The following is a 718-nucleotide window of genomic DNA, read 5'->3' as shown; positions in this document are numbered from 1 at the left end:
AACTTGAAGGGGGCTGCTCCTAGTACGAGAGGACCGGAGTGGACGAACCGCTGGTGTACCAATTATCCTGCCAAGGGTACAGTTGGGTAGCTACGTTCGGGACGGATAAACGCTGAAAGCATCTAAGCGTGAAACCAGCCTTGAGATGAGGTTTCTCATAGCGTAAGCTAGTAAGATCCCATGTAGACGACATGGTAGATAGGCCAGGTGTGGAAGAGCCGTGAGGTTTGGAGCTGACTGGTACTAATCGATCGAGGGCTTTACTTAAGCAGCGTAACCAACTTGAAGGAGCAACGCGACGCACAAGTTGCGTGGAGTCGCTTACGTCGAAACGTAAGATTTCACGATGTGAAATCCACAGGCTTCGACGCAATCCTCCAGACGTGTACTTTGAGTATGGGACGCAACATATAAAACATTAAGCAGAATGTGCAACAAATATATATAACTTCTATGTGGTTTTCAGAGTACAAACTCTGACAGATTCAGTGGCGATGGCTATGAGGATCCACCTGTTCCCATCTCGAACACAGTAGTTAAGCTCATAAACGCCGAAAGTACTTGGCTGGAGACGGCCTGGGAGGATAGGAAGCCGCTGATTGACTAAAAGAAAAAGGTCTACCTAAAGGTAGGCCTTTTTCTTTTTGCTAGTCTTCGACTAGCTAACCCTACTAGAGCAGCCTCCAGCCAAGGTTGTAGAGGTTGTATCTATGTACGT

2 rRNA genes are annotated in these 718 nt (G+C 47.5%); both read left to right on the top strand.

Annotated elements, in window-relative coordinates:
• A 23S ribosomal RNA gene (locus HMPREF0873_RS09755) occupies window positions 1-267 on the top strand; the annotation flags it as partial.
• Between the two features lie 217 nt (window positions 268-484).
• Window positions 485-601, top strand: a 5S ribosomal RNA gene (gene rrf / locus HMPREF0873_RS09750).
• Window positions 602-718 lie beyond the last annotated feature (117 nt).

Origin of the sequence: Veillonella sp. 3_1_44 (assembly GCF_000163715.1) — a bacterium.
Classification (GTDB): Bacteria; Bacillota; Negativicutes; order Veillonellales; family Veillonellaceae; genus Veillonella; species Veillonella parvula_A.
Note: the sequence above shows the minus strand (reverse complement) of the source record. Positions and strands in the feature narration are given on the sequence as shown.